14 protein-coding genes are annotated in these 13354 nt (G+C 70.1%); 7 read left to right on the forward strand and 7 right to left on the reverse strand.

The features are described 5' to 3' along the window. Nucleotides 1-185: 185 nt before the first annotated feature. From fusA to rpsL, 3 genes are all read right to left on the reverse strand, one after another. Nucleotides 186-2231: an elongation factor G gene (fusA, locus tag ACYVAG_RS03760; RefSeq protein WP_460766835.1), complete on the reverse strand. Its 2046-nt coding sequence runs from the start codon at nucleotides 2229-2231 to the stop codon at nucleotides 186-188. Between the two features lie 178 nt (nucleotides 2232-2409). Further along, on the reverse strand, nucleotides 2410-2880 hold the full coding sequence (gene rpsG / locus ACYVAG_RS03765; RefSeq protein ID WP_460766681.1) for a 30S ribosomal protein S7: 471 nt from the start codon (nucleotides 2878-2880) through the stop codon (nucleotides 2410-2412). Continuing rightward, nucleotides 2880-3251 carry a 30S ribosomal protein S12 gene (rpsL, locus tag ACYVAG_RS03770; protein WP_460743874.1) on the reverse strand — a complete coding sequence of 124 codons (372 nt, stop codon included), beginning with the start codon at nucleotides 3249-3251 and terminating at the stop codon, nucleotides 2880-2882. The genes rpsG and rpsL overlap by 1 nt, the downstream gene beginning before the upstream one ends. 299 nt (nucleotides 3252-3550) lie before the next feature. Here rpsL and ACYVAG_RS03775 point away from each other — a divergent pair, with 299 nt between their 5' ends. After that, the gene (locus ACYVAG_RS03775; protein ID WP_460766683.1) at nucleotides 3551-4795 is read left to right on the forward strand and encodes an alpha-hydroxy acid oxidase; all 1245 of its coding nucleotides are present in this window, start codon (nucleotides 3551-3553) and stop codon (nucleotides 4793-4795) included. 16 nt (nucleotides 4796-4811) lie between these two features. Here the strand turns inward: ACYVAG_RS03775 and rpiB are convergent, their stop codons facing one another. Next, nucleotides 4812-5261, reverse strand: coding sequence for a ribose 5-phosphate isomerase B (gene rpiB / locus ACYVAG_RS03780; protein ID WP_460766686.1), 450 nt, complete (start codon nucleotides 5259-5261; stop codon nucleotides 4812-4814). A 178-nt stretch (nucleotides 5262-5439) separates the two neighbouring features. Here rpiB and ACYVAG_RS03785 point away from each other — a divergent pair, with 178 nt between their 5' ends. The 4 genes from ACYVAG_RS03785 to ACYVAG_RS03800 all read left to right on the forward strand — a co-directional run bounded on the left by ACYVAG_RS03785 (nucleotide 5440) and on the right by ACYVAG_RS03800 (nucleotide 8497). Next, nucleotides 5440-6000 carry an AAA family ATPase gene (locus ACYVAG_RS03785; RefSeq protein WP_460766688.1) on the forward strand — a complete coding sequence of 187 codons (561 nt, stop codon included), beginning with the start codon at nucleotides 5440-5442 and terminating at the stop codon, nucleotides 5998-6000. A 134-nt stretch (nucleotides 6001-6134) separates the two neighbouring features. Beyond that, the gene (locus tag ACYVAG_RS03790; protein ID WP_460766837.1) at nucleotides 6135-6953 is read left to right on the forward strand and encodes a pseudouridine synthase; all 819 of its coding nucleotides are present in this window, start codon (nucleotides 6135-6137) and stop codon (nucleotides 6951-6953) included. Between the two features lie 114 nt (nucleotides 6954-7067). After that, nucleotides 7068-7538 carry a tRNA (cytidine(34)-2'-O)-methyltransferase gene (locus ACYVAG_RS03795; protein ID WP_460766691.1) on the forward strand — a complete coding sequence of 157 codons (471 nt, stop codon included), beginning with the start codon at nucleotides 7068-7070 and terminating at the stop codon, nucleotides 7536-7538. A 104-nt stretch (nucleotides 7539-7642) separates the two neighbouring features. Continuing rightward, on the forward strand, nucleotides 7643-8497 hold the full coding sequence (locus tag ACYVAG_RS03800) for an LLM class flavin-dependent oxidoreductase (protein WP_460766693.1): 855 nt from the start codon (nucleotides 7643-7645) through the stop codon (nucleotides 8495-8497). A 3-nt stretch (nucleotides 8498-8500) separates the two neighbouring features. Here ACYVAG_RS03800 and ACYVAG_RS03805 read toward each other — a convergent pair whose 3' ends face one another. Continuing rightward, nucleotides 8501-10324 carry an ABC transporter ATP-binding protein gene (locus ACYVAG_RS03805; protein ID WP_460766696.1) on the reverse strand — a complete coding sequence of 608 codons (1824 nt, stop codon included), beginning with the start codon at nucleotides 10322-10324 and terminating at the stop codon, nucleotides 8501-8503. Between the two features lie 135 nt (nucleotides 10325-10459). On the opposite strand from ACYVAG_RS03805, the gene ACYVAG_RS03810 reads away from it, so the two are divergent. After that, nucleotides 10460-10867: a MarR family winged helix-turn-helix transcriptional regulator gene (locus tag ACYVAG_RS03810; RefSeq protein ID WP_460766699.1), complete on the forward strand. Its 408-nt coding sequence runs from the start codon at nucleotides 10460-10462 to the stop codon at nucleotides 10865-10867. Between the two features lies 1 nt (nucleotide 10868). On the opposite strand, the gene ACYVAG_RS03815 is transcribed toward ACYVAG_RS03810, so the two are convergent. Together ACYVAG_RS03815 and ACYVAG_RS03820 are read right to left on the reverse strand one after the other, a co-directional pair. Then, nucleotides 10869-11339, reverse strand: a complete 471-nt coding sequence (locus ACYVAG_RS03815; RefSeq protein WP_460766702.1) for a DUF4442 domain-containing protein — start codon at nucleotides 11337-11339, stop codon at nucleotides 10869-10871. Then, a complete protein-coding gene (locus ACYVAG_RS03820) occupies nucleotides 11336-12481 on the reverse strand; it encodes an acyl-CoA dehydrogenase family protein (RefSeq protein WP_460766705.1) in 1146 nt (381 codons plus the stop codon). Before ACYVAG_RS03820 ends, ACYVAG_RS03815 begins: the two co-directional genes overlap by 4 nt. Nucleotides 12482-12591: 110 nt before the next feature. Between ACYVAG_RS03820 and ACYVAG_RS03825 the strand changes: the two genes are divergently transcribed. Beyond that, nucleotides 12592-13209 carry a DUF5701 family protein gene (locus tag ACYVAG_RS03825; RefSeq protein WP_460766707.1) on the forward strand — a complete coding sequence of 206 codons (618 nt, stop codon included), beginning with the start codon at nucleotides 12592-12594 and terminating at the stop codon, nucleotides 13207-13209. Nucleotides 13210-13354 lie beyond the last annotated feature (145 nt).

A 13354-nucleotide genomic window follows, 5' to 3' on the forward strand; every position in this document is an offset into this window, starting at 1 on the left:
CGCCTGGACCAGTCGGGGCCCCTGAGCACACGTCATGAGCGCTGAGCACACGCACGAGCACGCCTGAGGGCGACCCGACCAAGTCTTGTGCACCCGCGCCGCATAGTCAAATGGCCGGCCCCCGCGTACACCATGGGGTGAGCGCGGGGGCCGGCCAGTCGAGCGTCAGGACGCGGGGCGGGTGATCACTCGCCGCGGGCCTTCTGGATGATCTCGTCGGAGACCGACTTGGGCGTCTCGGCGTAGGAGTCGAACTCCATCGCGTAGGAGGCCTGGCCCGAGGTCTTCGAGCGGAGGTCGCCCACATAGCCGAACATCTCCGACAGCGGTACGAGCGCCTCGACGACCTGGTTGCCGTGCTCCTCGCGGGTGCCCTGCATCTGGCCACGGCGGGAGTTGATGTCGCCGATCACGGTGCCGAGGTAGTCGTTCGGCGTGGTGACCTCGACCTTCATCATCGGCTCGAGCAGGGCCGGGTCGGCCTTGCGCGCAGCCTCCTTGAAGACGTTGAGGCCGGCGATCTTGAACGCGAGCTCCGAGGAGTCGACGTCGTGGTAGGCGCCGTCGGTCAGGGTCACCTTGATGTCCTCGACCGGGTAGCCCGCGAGCACACCGGTGCCCATGGCCTCCTGGATGCCGTGGTCGACCGCGGGGATGTATTCGCGGGGGATGCGGCCGCCGGTGACGCCGTTGACGAACTCGTAGCCCGAGCCCGCCTCCTGCGGCTCGAGGCTGATGATGACCTTCGCGAACTGGCCAGAGCCACCCGACTGCTTCTTGTGGGTGTATTCGACCTTCTCCACCGGACGGCGGAGGGTCTCGCGGTAGGCCACCTGGGGCTTGCCGATGTTGGCCTCGACCTTGAACTCGCGCTTCATGCGGTCGATCAGCACCTCGAGGTGCAGCTCGCCCATGCCGGCGATGATGGTCTGGCCGGTCTCCTCGTCGGTGTGGACGCGGAAGGTCGGGTCCTCCTCGGCGAGGCGCTGGATGGCCGTCGACAGCTTCTCCTGGTCGGACTTCGTCTTCGGCTCGATGGCCTGCTCGATGACCGGCGCGGGGAAGTCCATCGACTCGAGGACGACGGGCGACGACGGGTCACACAGGGTCTCGCCGGTCGTGGTGGCCTTGAGGCCCATCACGGCGACGATCTGGCCGGCGCCCACCGAGTTGATCTCCTCACGCTTGTTCGCGTGCATCTGGTAGACCTTGCCGATGCGCTCCTTCTTGCCGTTCACGGAGTTCATCACCGAGGTGCCGGCCTCGAGCACGCCCGAATAGACGCGCACATAGGTCAGCTTGCCGAGGTGGGGATCGGCAGCGATCTTGAAGGCGAGGGCGGCCAGCGGCTCGGAGGCGTCGGCGTGCTTCTCGATCTTCTCGTCGGGGTTGCCGGGCTTGAAGCCCTCGATGGCGGGGACGTCGGTCGGAGCCGGGAGGTAGGCGATGACCGCGTCGAGCAGCGGCTGGACGCCCTTGTTCTTGAACGAGGTGCCGCAGAACACCGCGGTGACCTTCGTCGACAGGACGGCGGCGCGGACGGCGTGCTGGATCTCGGCGGGCGTGATCTCCTCGCCGTCGAGGAACTTCTCGGCGAGCGCGTCGTCGAAGTCGGCCAGCTGCTCGATGAGCTTCTGGTGGGCCTCCTCGGCCTTCGCCCGGAGGTCGTCCGGGATCTCCTCGATCTCGTAGTCCTCGCCGATCGTGGTCTCACCGCGCCAGGTCAGCGCGCGCATCTCGACCAGGTCGACGACGCCGATGAAGTCACCCTCGGCGCCGATCGGGAGCTGCATGATCAGCGGGGTGGCCTTGAGGCGCTCGATGATCGTGTTGACGCAGTGGTCGAACGACGCACCGGTGCGGTCGAGCTTGTTGACGTAGCAGATGCGGGGAACGTGGTATTTGTCGGCCTGACGCCACACCGTCATCGACTGGGGCTCGACACCGGCGACACCGTCGAACACCGCGACGGCACCGTCGAGCACGCGAAGCGAGCGCTCCACCTCGACCGTGAAGTCGACGTGCCCGGGGGTGTCGATGATGTTGATCTGGTGGTCCTTCCAGTGGCAGGTCGTCGCGGCCGACGTGATCGTGATGCCGCGCTCCTGCTCCTGCTCCATCCAGTCCATCGTGGCGCCACCCTCGTGCACCTCGCCGATCTTGTAGTTGATGCCGGTGTAGAACAGGATGCGTTCGGTTGTGGTGGTCTTGCCCGCGTCGATGTGGGCCATGATGCCAATGTTGCGGACCTTGCCCAGGTCGGTCTTGATGTCGACAGCCACGGAAGCGTTCCTCTTATCTGTGTGGTTTTGCGATCGGATCGTGAATCTCCCCCAGTCTGCCCGAAGGGCCCGGTCGCGCACGAATCGGCGGGACCGGGCCCCGGGGCTCAGAACTGAGGGTGTGGGATCACCAGCGGTAGTGGGCGAACGCCTTGTTGGCCTCGGCCATCTTGTGGGTGTCCTCGCGGCGCTTCACCGCGGCACCGAGGCCGTTGGAGGCGTCGAGGATCTCGTTCATGAGGCGCTCGGCCATCGTCTTCTCGCGACGCTGGCGCGAGAACATGACGAGCCAGCGCATGGCGAGCGTCGTCTGGCGGTTCGGCTTGACCTCGACCGGCACCTGGTAGGTGGCGCCACCGACACGGCGGGACTTCACCTCGAGGCTCGGCTTGACGTTGTCGAGCGCGCGCTTCAGCGTCTGGACGGGGTCGACGCCGCTCTTCGCCTGGGCGCCCTCGAGGGCGGTGTAGACGATGTGCTGGGCGACGGTCTTCTTGCCGTCGAGCAGGATCTTCGACACGAGCTGGGAGACCAGCGGCGAGCCGTAGACCGGATCGGCGGGCATGGGGCGCTTAGGCGCGGGACCCTTGCGAGGCATTACTTCTCCTTCTTCGCGCCGTAGCGGCTGCGAGCCTGCTTGCGGTTCTTGACACCCTGGGTGTCGAGCGAGCCGCGGATGATCTTGTAGCGGACGCCCGGGAGGTCCTTCACACGGCCACCGCGGACGAGCACCATCGAGTGCTCCTGCAGGTTGTGACCGACACCCGGGATGTAGGCGGTGACCTCGATGCCCGACGACAGCTTCACGCGGGCGACCTTGCGGAGCGCCGAGTTCGGCTTCTTCGGGGTGGTCGTGTAGACACGCGTGCAGACGCCGCGGCGCTGGGGCGAGCCCTTGAGCGCGGGCGTCTTGTTCTTGCTGACCTTGTCGGTCCGGCCCTTGCGGACCAGCTGCTGGATAGTGGGCACCGGCTGGTATCTCTTTCCGTTGGTCGCCCCGGCGGACCGGGGCTGCGTCTGGACGACTGCTGCATGTGGGGCGCAACTCCCCACCGCCGAGCCAACGCTCAGGCCAGAAGGTCGCTGCTGTGGTTCTGTCCGCTCCTGCGACAGAGGCAATGCCTCTGGGCCGCGATGGGCACGAACGAGGGCTCGGACAGGCCGAACACAAGGTACGAGATTACCTTCAGCGGGGCGATGGGTCAAAACGTCGTACGCGCGGGCGGTCGCGTACGGCGCGTCGTCTTGCGCGACGCTAGTTTCGGGGCATGGACACACACCACGACGAAACCCCGTTCCCCGGCGTACGCCGCCAGCTCCCCCGGTGGAAAGAGCTGCAGCCCCTGCTGGGATTCGCGCCCCCCGCGATCGGCACGGAGAACCGGTTGCGGCGTGCGGTCACCATCGACGACCTGCGCGCGATGGCGAAGCGGCGCACGCCCCGCTCGGTGTTCGACTACACCGACGGCGCCGCCGACGACGAGTCGTCGCTGACCCGCAGCCGCGACCTGTTCGCGTCGGCGGAGTTCCACGGCGAGGTGCTCCACGACATCACCGGGATCGACCTGACCACGACGATGCTGGGCGAGACCGTGCCGATGCCCCTGGCGCTCGGCCCGACCGGCTACACGCGGATGATGCACCACGAGGGCGAGACCGCGGTGGCGTTCGAGGCCAACCGGGCACGGCTGCCGTACGCGCTGTCGACCATGGGCACGACGCCCATGGAGGAGGTCGCCGCCCTCTGCCCCGACACGCCCCACTGGTTCCAGCTGTATGTCTGGAACGACCGCGACGCGAGCCGCGAGCTCATCGACCGGGCGGCGGCGTCCGGCTATGGCGCGCTCGTCGTCACCGTCGACACGGCGGTGGCGGGCAACCGGCTCCGCGACGAGCGCAACGGCCTGACGATCCCGCCGAAGCTCACACCGAGCACCTTCCTCGACATGGCCGCGCACCCCTATTGGTGGGCCAACGTGCTCACGACCGCCCCGCTGGAGTTCGCCTCTCTGGACAACTGGGAGGGCACCGTCGCCGACATGATCAACGCCATGTTCGACCCGACGGTCACGTGGGACGACGTCGCCTGGCTGCGGTCGATCTGGGGCGGAAAGCTTGTGGTGAAGGGCATCCAGACGGTCGGCGACGCGGGCCGTGCCTTCGACGTCGGCGCCGACGCGATCGTGCTGTCGAACCACGGCGGTCGCCAGATCGGCCGCGGCAGGCCGCCGCTGCGGCTGCTGCCCCAGGTGAGGGCCGCGTACCCCGACGCCGAGTTGTTCATCGACGGCGGCGTGATGGGCGGCGACGACATCGTCACCGCGGTCGCCCTGGGCGCGGACGCCGCGTGGATCGGGCGGGCGTACCTCTATGGGCTGATGGCCGGCGGGCACCTCGGCGTCCGCAGGGCGCTGGACATCCTGCGCTCCGAGATGGCGCGCACCATGCAGTTGCTCGGCGTGACCCGCGTCAGCGAGCTGTCACCGGAGCACGTGACCGTACGCGGGCTCTAGCCGCCCAGGACGTGCGTCAGATCTCTTCGCCCTGCTCGATGCGGGCGAAGAGGTCGACGCGCGCCTCGTGGCGGCCGCCCTCGAACTCGGCGGCGAGGAATGAGTCGACGATGGCCTTCGCCATGTCGACGCCCACGAAGCGCTCGCCCATCGCGAGCATGTTGGCATTGTTGTGGCGGCGGGCCATCTCGGCGGAGAAGGGCTCGGTGCACACGACGCAGCGGGCGCCGGGCACCTTGTTCGCGGCGATGGAGATGCCGATGCCGGAGCCGCAGACGATGATGCCGAGCTCGCACTCGCCCGACGTGACGAGGTGGGCGGCGCGCGATCCCCAGAGCGGATAGTCGGTGCGCTCGGGCGAGTTCGTCCCGGCGTCGACGACCTCGTGGCCCAGCCCGGTCAGGTGGGAGGAGACCTCGTTCTTCAGGGTGAAGCCGGCGTGGTCGGCGCCCAGGGCGATCTTCATGACGGGCCTTTCTCGGGGTCGTTGCGGGGGTTCGGCGCACGCCGATGCGGCGTACGCCGATCATTCTGGCACGGCCCGCCACACCCGGGATGACCCAATGGACCCCAGTCAACCCCGGCCATGACATTCTTCGAACGTCGTGACCCCTGATTCATCCTTTCCCCTCAGAATGTGACCCGTGGATCCCTCCCCCACATCCCACCGCAACGACGGCGCCGGGCGCGTCGTCGTCATCACGGGCGCCATGGCGGCGGGGAAGTCCACCGTGGCAGAGCTTCTGGCGCATCACTTCGAGCGGTCGGTCCACGTGCGCGGCGACGCGTTCCGCCGCATGGTCGTCAACGGCCGCGCCGAGATGACGCCCCAGCCCGACGAGGCCGCTCTCAGGCAGCTCCACCTGCGCTATGACCTGGCGGCCCAGGTCGCCGACACGTACGCGGCGGCCGGCTTCGACGCGATCGTCCAGGACGTCATTGTGGGGCCGGAGCTGCCGGCGTTCATCGACCGCGTCAAGAATCCCGAGCGGTTCCTGGTCGTCCTGTCGCCGAGCGTGTCGGCGCTGGAATGGCGGGAGCAGCAGCGAGCCAAGGCCGGCTATGTGTATTTCTCGCCGGGCGCGATGGACCACGCGCTGCGCGCCGAGACCGCCCACGTCGGCTATTGGCTCGACTCGTCGGCCCAGACGCCCGAGGAGACGGTCGCCGACATCCTGGAGAACCTGGAGAAGGCGCGGGTCTGAGCCCTGCCGGCCGGGTGTCGAGGGCGTAGGGTTCCCGCGTGCCTCCCCGCTCCCCGCTCCCGCGCCGCCACGGCCTCGACGCCGCCTGGGTGCGGACGCCCGACCGCGGGGCGGAGCCGAAGGCGTGGGCGACGATGCGGGACTTCCTGGTCGACCGGCTCCACCCGGTTCCGCCCGCCCAGATCGACCTCCAACTCGCCGAGGGCGGGTTCGTCGACGCGCAGGGCATCCCCTGGGAGCCCGGGGCGGCGTACCGGCCGCACACGTTCGTGTGGTTCCACCGGGTGCTGCGGGACGAGCCGGAGGTGCCGTTCGCGATCCCCGTGATCCACCGCGACGAGCGGATCGTCGTCATCGACAAGCCCCACTTCATGGCGACCATCCCGCGCGGGCGCCACATCACGCAGACGGTGGTCGTGCGGCTGCGGGCCCAGCTCGGCATCCCCGACCTCGTGCCGGCGCACCGGCTGGACCGACTGACGGCGGGCGTGCTGCTGCTGACGACCGAGCGGAGATGGCGCCCGGCCTACCAGGGGCTGTTCGAGCAGAGGCTGGTGCAGAAGGAGTATTCGGCGCTGGCGGGGCTGCGGGACGACCTCGAACTGCCGCAGGTGCGGCGCAGCCACATCGTGAAGAAGCGCGGCGAGTTGCGGGCGTACGAGGTGGAGGGGCTCGCGCCGAACGCGGAGACGCTGATCGAGCTGGTCGAGCGCCGTGGCGCGGTCGGCCACTATCGGCTGACGCCCCACACCGGGCGCACCCACCAGTTGCGGCTACACCTGTCGGCGCTGGGCATCGGCATCGTGGGCGACCCGCTCTATCCCGACGTGCTGCCCGACGACGTCGACGACTTCTCGACGCCGCTGGAGCTGATCGCCCGCCGGCTCGCGTTCACCGACCCCGTCGACGGGACGCCGCGGGCGTATGTGAGCGCGCGGGAGCACGGGAGCTGACGGTGGCGTGACTTTTCGCTCATCAGTGACGATCTCGGGGCCGTCTGCCGCCTCGAGATCATCACTGATGAGCGAAACGTCACACCCAACGCCGTCGATGACAGGATGACCCCCATGGCCTGTCCCGTCCGCATCCTGTTCCACGAGCCGCGCATCCCCCAGAACTCCGGCAACGCGATCCGGCTCGCGGCGGTGACGGGCGCACCGCTGCACCTCGCGGGACCGCTGGGGTTCGAGCTGACCGACGCGCGGCTCAAGCGGGCTGGCCTCGACTACCACGAGCTCGCGAGCTTCACCGCGCACGCGTCGCTCGAGGACGCCTATGCGGCGCTGCTGCCGGCGCGCGTGTTCGCGTTCACCGCGCACGGCGAGGTGACGCACTCGGAGGTCGCCTACCAGGAGGGGGACGTCCTCCTGTTCGGGCCGGAGCCGACCGGGCTGGCCGACGAGGTGCTGGCCGACCCGCGGGTCACCGCACGCGTGCGCATCCCCATGCTGGCGGGGCGCCGCTCGCTCAACCTCGCGAACGCGGCGTCGATCGCGGTCTACGAGGCGTGGCGCCAGCACGGGTACGCGGGGACCTGATCGCCTCGGGCGCGCGGCTCCTCGTCTCGGCCGCAGGCGGCCTCGCTCGGAGAGTGTTCTCCCTGGGGGCTCGCCCGTCAGTGCCTCCTGACACCATGGGGCCCATGGAGACCCGACTCGGACTCGCCCTCGTTCCCGACGACATCGCCCCCGAGCGCATGGTGCCGCTCGCCCGGGCCTGTGACCCCCACCTCGACGACGTCTGGGTGTGGGAGGACTGCTTCAAGGAGAGCGGCATCGCCGCGGCTGCCGCCATCCTGGCGTCGGCCGAGCGCGTGCGCGTCGGCATCGGGCTTCTCCCCACGCCGCTGCGCAACGTCGCTCTCACCGCGATGGAGGTCGCCACGCTCGCGCGCATGTTCCCCGGCCGGCTCGTGCCCGGCGTCGGCCACGGCGTCCAGGAGTGGATGGACCAGGTCGGCGCGAAGGTGGAGTCGCCGCTGACGCTGCTGGAGGAGTACGCGGGCGCGCTCCGCCGGCTGCTGGCCGGCGAGAATGTAACGGTGGAGGGGCGCTATGTGCGGCTCCGTGACGTGGGTCTGCATTGGCCGCCGCCCCCGGTGGAGCTGTGGGCCGGCGGCACCGGGCCGAAGACCGTAGCGTTGTGCGGCCGCGTCGGCGACGGGCTCCTGCTGCCGTGGACGGGTCGCGCGACGCTGGCCGAGCGCGTGAAGCTGGCCTCCGAAACCCACGGCGGACCGATCCCCACGGCGGTCACCGTGATCGTGGCGACCGGTGACGGGGCTCGCGAGCAGGCCGCCGACGAGGCCCGGCGGTGGTTCAGCGACCCCGACGAGCCCGGCATCGTGGCCGCCGGAAGCGCCGGGGAGGTGGCCGAGGTGATCCGGGGCCAGGCCGAGGCGGGCGCCACGACGGTGGTCGCCCACCCCACGCGCGGCGCCGACATCGAGGGCCTCGTGGAGTTCCTCGGCAGGGAGGTCCGCCCGCTGCTCGCGTGAGCCTCAGGCGGCGTGGGCGCCGGCGAGCCCGGCGTACCGGCCGCCGCGGGAGGTGAGCTCCGCGTGGTCGCCGGCCTCGGCGATGCGGCCGTGGTCGAGCACGACGATGCGGTCGGCACCCTCGATCGTCGACAGCCGGTGGGCGATGGTGATGGTCGTGCGGCCCTCGACGAGCCGGTCGAGTGCGGCCTGCAACTCACGCTCGGTCTCGTTGTCCAGCGCGCTGGTGGCCTCGTCGAGCACCAGTACGCGGGGGTCGCGCAGCAGCGTCCGGGCGATCGCGATGCGCTGCTTCTCGCCGCCCGAGAAGCGGTGTCCGCGGGCGCCGACCACCGTGTCGAGCCCGGCCGGCAGTGTCGCGACGAGGTCGTCGACCTGGGCTGCCGCGAGCGCGCGCCACAGCTCGGCCCCGGTCGCCTCGCGCTTCGCCAGCAGGAGGTTCTCGCGGATCGTGGCGTGGACGAGATAGGCGTCCTGGCTCACGACGCCGACGATGCGGGCGAGGTCCTCCGGGGCGAGGTCGCGCAGGTCGACGTCGTCGATCGTGACGCGGCCGAGCGTCGGGTCGTGGAGCCGCGAGACCAGCGAGGCGAGGGTGGTCTTGCCCGACCCGGTCTCCCCCACCAGGGCAAGCGACGAGCCGGCGGGGACGTCGAGGTCGATGCCGGTGAGGGCGGGCACGGACGACCCCGGGTAGGTGAAGCCCACGCCCTCGAAGCGCACGCGGCCGCGTACGTGATCATGGTCGACGACCGCGGGGGGGTCGGGCGCGGGCACGTCGACGGGCAGGTCGAGGTAGCCGAAGATGCGGCTGAAGACCGCCATCGACGACACCCACTGGACGCCGACCGAGAGCAGTCCCATGATCGGCCGGAAGATCGTGGCCTGCAGGGCACTGAAGGCGACCAGGGTGCCGATGGTCATGCCGCCCGAGGTGGCGGGGAAGCCGGCGGCGAGGTAGATCAGCGCGGGGATGGTCGCGAAGATGATCGTCATCGTGGACATCCGCCAGCGGCCGGCGAGCTGGGAGGCGACCTCGAGGCGCGCGATGTCGGCCGAGGCCTCGGCGAAGTCGGCGGAGACACGACGCGAGGCGCCGAGCGTCTTGACCAGCAGGGCGCCCGAGACCGAAAGACGCTCCTCGATCTGCGACTGCAGGCCGGAGCGCAGGCGCGCCAGCGTCGACGTCTTGTCGCGACGCATCAGCGCGACGCGGCGGCTCACCCAGATGGCGGGCGGCAGCACGACGAGCGAGAGCAGGGACAGCCGCCAGCTCAGGGCGGCCATCGCGATGGCGGTGCCGACGGCGGTGGTCAGGTTCGAGGCGATCGAGGTGGCAGTCGTGGTGACGACGTTCTGCATGCCCGCGATGTCGTTGGTCAGGCGTGACTGCACCTCCCCGCTGCGCTCGCGGGTGAAGAACGCCATCGACTGGCGCTGGAGGTGGTCGAAGACCTGCGTACGCAGCCGGTGCATGACCTGCTGGCCGACGCTGGTCGACAGCCAGGTCTGGAGGACGCCGAGCACCGAGGTGGCGACGGCGATGCCGATCATGGCCGCGACGCACCACAGCAGCAGGCGCGTGTTCGCGTGGGGCAGCGCGTCGTCGATCACGGCGCGCACGAGGAACGGCTGGGCCAGCGAGACCGCCGACGAGGCGACGATGAGCGCCATGACGGTCGCCACGGCGGGCCAGTGGCCGCGGAAGAGGGCGAGCACGCGGCCCGCGCGGACGGGGGATTCGGCGAGCTGGGCGCGATCGGCCGGGTCGACCCGTCGGGGACCTCGGCCACCGCCGCCACCGCCGGAGAAGTCGAACTCAGACAACTGAGCTCCTCTCGGGAGTCGGAGTGGTGCGCGAGGCTCCTTGACTCGCTGCGCTCACCTGCAGAACGGAAAGCGCACGCTTTATTGAGGCAACCTCACAATGAGGCTAACACGCGACCCACTAGGTTTGTTCCCATGGACGACCTGCCCGACCGCGTACGCCGGGTCTCGCACGCCCTGCGGCGGCTCACCGTCGCGGCCGCCGAGCCCCATGGGCTCAACCCCCACCAGCTGCGGGCGCTGCGCACCGTGGCCCAGCTCGACGACCCGCGGCCCTCCGACGTCGCCGAGCGCCTCCGCATCGCGCCACGCTCGGCCACCGACGTGCTCGACCACCTCGCGGCGGCCGGGCTCGTCGAGCGCCTCCCCCACCCCGACGACCGTCGCGCCACCCTGCTGCGGCTCACCGACGACGGCGTACGCGTCCACGCGGCGATCGAGCGCGACCGGGAGGCGGGCGCGGCGGCGTACTTCTCGGTGCTCAGCAGCGCCGAGCGCGCCGAGCTCGCCCGCCTGCTGGCGCTCCTCGAGGGCGACCGCTGACTCAGCGACCCTTCTTGCGCCGCACGTAGACCTCGCGCCGCACGTGGGCCACGACCTCGTCGTGGGCGTCGAGGATGTCGACGTCGAACCAGGTCAGGCACTTCGACCCGTCGGCCGTCTTCTCCCTGATCTGCTCGACGACCTCGTCGGTGAGGACGATCGTCGCGTGCATGCGCGTACGCCCGGGCTTCACGAACCGCGTCTCGGCCGCGGTGTCCCAGATGTTGTAGTCATGGCCGAGGCGCCCCATGAGGAGCAGGGCGTACAGCGGGTCGGTCATCGACTGGATCGACCCGCCGAACGCGGTGCGGTTGGCGTTGGCGACCAAGGGGTTGTGGGACAGCTCGATGCGCGCGGACGACCAGTCGTCGGCGATGTGGCGCACGAAGATGCCGGCGCCGAGGAACGGTGGCCAGACGCGCAGGCCCCAGGTCAGCGTGCGCGGCGTGAACCGTAGTCGCTCCCCGCTCACAGGCCGAGGTCGCGGCCGATGAGTTCCTTCATGATCTCGTTCGAGCCGGCCCAGATGCGGGTCACGCGGGCGTCGCGCCAGGCGCGCGCCACGCGATATTCGTTCATGAAGCCATAGCCGCCGTGCAGCTGGACGCACTCGTCGAGCACCTCGCCCTGCACCTGCGACGACCACCACTTGGCCTTGGCGGCGTCGACCGAGGTCAGCTTCCCCTGTGAGTGGGCCAGGACGCAGTCGTCGACGTACGCCTGCGTGACCTCGACCTTGGTCTGCAGCTCGGCGATCTTGAACTTGTTGTGCTGCATCGAGCCGATGGCCTGCCCGAAGGCCTTGCGCTCCTTCGTGTATTCGATCGTCTCCTTCAGGATCCACGTGGCGTGGGCGATGTTGGCGATCGCCGAGCCGATGCGCTCCTGCGGGAGGTGCTTCATCATCTCGATGAAGCCCATGTCGAGCGGGCCGAGCAGCGCGTCGTCGCCCACGCGGACATTGTCGAAGAACAGCTCGGAGGTGGCCGACTCGTCCTGGCCCACCTTGTCGAGCTTCGAGCCCTTGGTGTAGCCCTCGGTGCCGGTCTCGACGACGAACAGCGAGATGCCCTTCGCCTTCTTCTCGGGATCGGTGCGGGCCGCGACGACGGCGAGGTCGCACTGGTGGCCGTTGGTGATGAACGTCTTCGAGCCGTTGATGACCCAGCCGTCGCCGTCGCGTACGGCGGTGGTCTTGAGCGACGCCAGGTCGGAGCCGCCCGACGGCTCGGTCATGCCGATCGCGAGGATCTTCTCTCCCGCGGCGACAGCCGGCAGCCAGCGCTGCTTCTGCTCCTCGGTGCCGAGGTGGACGATGTAGGGCGCCGTGACGCCCGAGTGGATGCCGAAGCACGAGTTGACCGCGGCGCTGCTGCGGGCGAACTCCTCGGTCGCGACCGCCGAGAAGCGGTAGTCGTCGATGCCGACGCCGCCGTATTCCTCCGGGATGCCGAAGCCGAAGAAGCCCTGCTCGCCGGCCTTGAGCCAGATGTCGCGCGGGATCTCGTGGGCCTCGATCATCTCGTCGGCGCGGGGCATCAGCGTCCGGTCGACGAACTCGCGGACGGAGGCGCGGAAGTCCTCGTGCTCTTCTTCGAACAGGTGGCGGGGCATGACGGGCCTTTCGGGGTCGCGGTGGTCTGGGGCCATGCTACTTGCCGGTAGTGCGATGCGGGCGGCTTCTCACCGAGGCAATTCTTGGCCCGAGCGTACGCTCGCTGGACATGACCATCAGTGAGCAGGTGGCCCGCCTCGGCGACCTCGGCGTCCCCGCGCTGGCGGGGCTGTCCCGAGCGGAGTTCGACGCCCTGGGCCGCGCCCTGCCGGAGGTGACCGACGGGCTCGTCGTGGTGAACCCGGCACTCGTCCCCGCCGCCGACCTCGCTCCCCTGCTGTCGCGGGACGGGCTGCCGGGCTTCGTGGTGGAGGACATGGTCGACCTGGCGGAGTTCGTGCCGCTGCCGGGGCTGGACGTCCCCGAGGCACCCCTCTATCTGGTGACCGACGTCGACCGCGGCGACGACCTGCTCAACTGGACGCCGGCGGACGCCCTGCCGGAGCTCACCCGCCGCGGCCGCACGCCGCTGACGATCAGCGAGGGCATCGGCTGGCTGCTGCAGGAGCCGGGGCGCCTCGAGCCGAACCGCTGCTTCATGTGCATCGGGTCACGGAAGCCGAAGGCGCGGGGCGGCTTCGACGCGCGGACGCCGGCGCTGTGGATCAGCGGCGGCACGGGCCGCGACGGCCGGGCGCGGAAGGGTGCGCCGAAGGTGGGCTGGTGCTGGCACGGCAACCGCCACACGTGGCTGGGGTTCGCGAGCGGGCGGGAGCGCGTGGCGTAGAGCGCCAGTCGACCAGTGCGGCTCCTCGTCTCGCTGGCGCTCGCTCGGAGAACGTGAGCGCGTGGCGTAGCTTCGACTCGCTGCGCTCGCTCAGCCAACGGGAAAGCCCCCGCGACCCTTGGGTCGCGGGGGCTTTCGGTGTCTC

The sequence above is a fragment of the Mariniluteicoccus flavus genome (genome assembly GCF_054776655.1).

What these genes read in the sequence shown, in the direction of transcription:
- ACYVAG_RS03825 (WP_460766707.1), top strand. Translation starts at nt 12,592, where the DNA reads ATGACCATCAGTGAGCAGGTGGCCCGCCTCGGCGACCTCGGCGTCCCC.
- ACYVAG_RS03790 (WP_460766837.1), top strand. Translation starts at nt 6,135, where the DNA reads ATGCGGGACTTCCTGGTCGACCGGCTCCACCCGGTTCCGCCCGCCCAG.
- ACYVAG_RS03800 (WP_460766693.1), top strand. Translation starts at nt 7,643, where the DNA reads ATGGAGACCCGACTCGGACTCGCCCTCGTTCCCGACGACATCGCCCCC.
- ACYVAG_RS03820 (WP_460766705.1), bottom strand. Translation starts at nt 12,481, where the DNA reads ATGCCCCGCCACCTGTTCGAAGAAGAGCACGAGGACTTCCGCGCCTCC.
- rpsG (WP_460766681.1), bottom strand. Translation starts at nt 2,880, where the DNA reads ATGCCTCGCAAGGGTCCCGCGCCTAAGCGCCCCATGCCCGCCGATCCG.
- ACYVAG_RS03795 (WP_460766691.1), top strand. Translation starts at nt 7,068, where the DNA reads ATGGCCTGTCCCGTCCGCATCCTGTTCCACGAGCCGCGCATCCCCCAG.
- ACYVAG_RS03775 (WP_460766683.1), top strand. Translation starts at nt 3,551, where the DNA reads ATGGACACACACCACGACGAAACCCCGTTCCCCGGCGTACGCCGCCAG.
- fusA (WP_460766835.1), bottom strand. Translation starts at nt 2,231, where the DNA reads ATGGCCCACATCGACGCGGGCAAGACCACCACAACCGAACGCATCCTG.
- rpiB (WP_460766686.1), bottom strand. Translation starts at nt 5,261, where the DNA reads ATGAAGATCGCCCTGGGCGCCGACCACGCCGGCTTCACCCTGAAGAAC.
- ACYVAG_RS03810 (WP_460766699.1), top strand. Translation starts at nt 10,460, where the DNA reads ATGGACGACCTGCCCGACCGCGTACGCCGGGTCTCGCACGCCCTGCGG.